The following is a 3,158-nucleotide window of genomic DNA, read 5'->3' as shown; positions in this document are numbered from 1 at the left end:
TTTCCCCGACCTCGCCGAGACCGGAACGTTCCGCGTCGGCGCCATAGAGGACGTAGTCGCCGAGTTCGACGACGACGCCTTCGACGTGGTGTACTCGGTGGAAACGCTCCAACACCTCCACCCGGACGCCGAGTGGGTGTTCGACGAACTCGCGCGCGTCGCCGGAGCGTTGCTCGTCACCGTGGAGAACGAGGGCGACGGGGACGACGGTTCCGGCGTCGAGGGTGAGAGCGCGAAGACGACCGGGGGGGACCCTGCCGACGGGCCGGCCGTCAACTACGTCGACGGCGAGGTTCCACTCTACTACCGCGACTGGAACGACGTGTTCACCGGCGTCGGCCTCGCGGAAGTCGAATCGAGGTCGCTCGACCGCGACACGTTCCGCGCGTTCGTCCCGAAGTGACGCGACGGACGGCGCCCACGCGAGGACGCTCGGAGCGCCGTGCGGCGCGGAACCACGCATCACCAATGGCTTAAACCTTTGACGCCTCTATAGGACACACATGAGCGAAGAATCCAGCGGGCGTCGGAACCTCCGAATGCCCAGCGACGACGAAGTGTTCGCGGTAGTCACACAACACAACGGCGGAAACCACGTCACCGTGCGCTGTCAGGACGGCAAAGAGCGCATGGGACGCATCCCCGGCCGGATGAAGTACCGCACGTGGATTCAGGAGGGCGACGTGGTCCTCGTGGAACCGTGGGACTGGCAGGACGAGAAGGGTAACATCGAATGGCGCTACAGCGAACAGGACGCAGAGCAGCTTCGCGCCGAAGGCCACATCGACTGACGTGTCTTCCCCCACCGGGAGGCCGCGCGGGCCCGCGGTCGGTGCGCGCCGACCGCTTCCGACTACTTCTCTCGCCGAATAACCGCGTTCGTCCGACCTCGTACCGAGTGACCGCACCGCTACCGACACCGCGACCGGCGACAGCGTTCGCTCACTCCGGCGTGACGACGCTCGCGTCTCCCTCGTGTTCGATTTCGACCGCGTGGCGCGCGTGGCGCGCGTGCGTCTCGGCCCACCGGCGGGCCGGCCCCTCGGAGAGGAACCGTTCGCCCTCCGGACAGCGTCGGCAAGCGACTAGCCACGGCGAGACGCCGTCCGGGAAGTGCCCCGTGTGGCGCATGTGGTCGAGGGCGAACTGCTCGAACGACTGGTTTCCGACCTCCAAATCGTCGAGTTCGTAGTCGAGCGTCCACTCCTGGTCGCACCGCGAGCAGGTGACCGTCGGCGTGTCGTCGATGTCGTGCGGGCGCGCGTCGTCGTCGGTTCGGTCGGACACGTCGAGCGGTACGCACCCCGTCCCCTTTTATCTGTACCCGGAACCGCGGGCGAAGCGCCCGACGCCACGCGGTAGAGGTCGTGCGAATGCCGCGCACAACTCCGAAGCACTTGGCGTGATTCGTCTCCTCGAACGATACATATGACTAACGAGGTACCCACGGGTCTCCGCGAGATGCCGCCGAGTTCGAAACTCGTCTACAAGGTGCTCGAGCACGACGGTCCGCTGACGCAACGGCAGTTGGCCGACCACTCGCTCCTACCGACGCGAACCGTTCGGTACGCTCTCGACCGACTCCGCGACGAGGACATCGTCGAAGAGCGACTCTATCTCCAAGACGCGCGAAAGCGACTGTACCGCCTCGCCGGCGACAGTGGATCCGACGCCGACCCGGTCCCCGCACCGAACTGACCGACGACTCCGCGAAGCGTTCGCGGGACGTTCAAAGCCGAACCGACCGCAGAAAAGCGAGCGCCGGCGTTCAGTACCGCGACGGCATATACGCCATGCCGACGAGGAGGACGGCGGTCAAGAACGAGAGGATGCTGATGCCCCACAGGCCGTTCTCGTGCGTGTGGAACGTCTCTATCTCCTCGGTCTGGGCGTTGTAGCTCTCGAAGTCGCTCGTGAGCTGCATCGTCTCGTTGTTCGGGAAGTAGGCGAGGTACGTCTGGTCACCGAGCGTCACGTTGCCCTGGTCGCTCACGTCGATGGTGTTCGTCCGGGGAGCGGTCCAAGAGACTTCGACCGCACCGCCGCCGACGGCGGTGACGGTCGTCTGGTTACCCTGGTAGTTGAGGGTCGCACCCTGACTGTAGTTCTGCGACCGGGGGCTCGGGAAGTACTCGTTCGCCGGGACGAGACGCCGCGTGCCGTTCTCCTGAATGACGACCTGCTGAGTCCCGTTGACAGTCACCAACTCGTCCTCGGCGTTCGGGTCCTGCTGGAGCAGGGCCGTCTCGTTGACGTCCTCGCGGAGCGTGAACTCGGTGGCGTTCTCGCCGGAGGGGGCGAGGACGGTCCAGGTGGTATTGTCGATGCTCACTGTGGAGTTGTTCTCCCACGAGGCGGTGTAGTCGGCGGACTGGTTCGTGTACTTGATGGTTCCAGACCGTGCGAGCGACGCCGAACCCCCGTGTCCGCCGCCCTCCATCTCGGCGGTGATTCCGGTCACGTTGTACGTCTGCGACCCGGCCTGGAACGTCTGACCGGACGACAGTTCGTACTCCGGATTCTGGAACTCGATCTGCGGCGTCTCCGCCGTCGCCAGAAGCGAGTAGGAGGCCGCACCGATGACTACGAAGAGTGCGACGTAGATAGCCGCGGCGCGTCGTTGCATAGTTCGAGCAAAGAATAGATGGCGTATAACGGTTACCGTTTCGTCAGACCGATAATGGTCCGCGAGTCGAACCCACGGCGTCCGCGACGCCAAGTGACCGAGCGACAGTCCGTCGGTATCACGGAACGTCGAGGAGATGTCGTTATCGGGAGGACGGACGACACCGACCGCTTCGAGACGAGTCAGTTCGCGCGTGCGGACGTATAGTCACGAGAGAAGTCGAGGAGTGTAAGCCAAGGGCCGGATTTGAACCGGCGGAGATTCGCTCTGCAGGCGAACGCGTTAGGCCGAACTCTGCCACCTTGGCGCGGTTTCGTGTAGTGATGTTGCGCGCTTAAGCCTAGCGGTCTGGAATGTCGACGGACGGACCGCCCCGCCCGCGTCCCCGGATCGGACGTACGTGAAAGGTCGACCGGGTCGAGGTCAGTCTCGGAGCAGTGCGTCGACGTGCCCGGGGCGCTCGAGAGGTTCGGAGTGCGGTCGCTCCTCGTCGGGTGTGTGCTGCGTTCGAAATGAAACACGCTCGCGCGGG

At 64.9% G+C, this 3,158-nt stretch carries 5 protein-coding genes and 1 tRNA gene; 3 read left to right on the top strand and 3 right to left on the bottom strand.

From position 1 onward, the window contains the following. Positions 1–403 (top strand): class I SAM-dependent methyltransferase (locus C474_RS09350; protein ID WP_008386162.1); only part of this gene is annotated, 403 nt, incomplete at its 5' end. A 100-nt stretch (positions 404–503) separates the two neighbouring features. Then, complete coding sequence (gene eif1A / locus C474_RS09345; RefSeq protein ID WP_008386160.1) at positions 504–791, top strand: translation initiation factor eIF-1A; 288 nt, start codon at positions 504–506, stop codon at positions 789–791. 151 nt (positions 792–942) lie between these two features. Here the strand turns inward: eif1A and C474_RS09340 are convergent, their stop codons facing one another. Then, positions 943–1,287: a hypothetical protein gene (locus C474_RS09340; protein WP_008386158.1), complete on the bottom strand. Its 345-nt coding sequence runs from the start codon at positions 1,285–1,287 to the stop codon at positions 943–945. Positions 1,288–1,428: 141 nt separating this feature from the next. On the opposite strand from C474_RS09340, the gene C474_RS09335 reads away from it, so the two are divergent. Next, positions 1,429–1,698: a winged helix-turn-helix domain-containing protein gene (locus C474_RS09335; RefSeq protein ID WP_008386156.1), complete on the top strand. Its 270-nt coding sequence runs from the start codon at positions 1,429–1,431 to the stop codon at positions 1,696–1,698. A gap of 70 nt (positions 1,699–1,768) precedes the next feature. Here C474_RS09335 and C474_RS09330 read toward each other — a convergent pair whose 3' ends face one another. Continuing rightward, a complete protein-coding gene (locus C474_RS09330; protein WP_008386155.1) occupies positions 1,769–2,626 on the bottom strand; it encodes a hypothetical protein in 858 nt (285 codons plus the stop codon). Between the two features lie 231 nt (positions 2,627–2,857). Further along, a tRNA-Cys gene (locus C474_RS09325) sits at positions 2,858–2,933 on the bottom strand. Positions 2,934–3,158 lie beyond the last annotated feature (225 nt).

Origin of the sequence: Halogeometricum pallidum JCM 14848, assembly GCF_000337095.1 — an archaeon.
Classification (GTDB): domain Archaea; phylum Halobacteriota; class Halobacteria; order Halobacteriales; family Haloferacaceae; genus Halogeometricum; species Halogeometricum pallidum.
This window is presented reverse-complemented; position numbering and strand designations above follow the sequence as displayed.

Coding starts and splice junctions, on each gene's coding strand:
- C474_RS09330 (WP_008386155.1), bottom strand. CDS start 2,626: ATGCAACGACGCGCCGCGGCTATCTACGTCGCACTCTTCGTAGTCATC.
- C474_RS09335 (WP_008386156.1), top strand. CDS start 1,429: ATGACTAACGAGGTACCCACGGGTCTCCGCGAGATGCCGCCGAGTTCG.
- eif1A (WP_008386160.1), top strand. CDS start 504: ATGAGCGAAGAATCCAGCGGGCGTCGGAACCTCCGAATGCCCAGCGAC.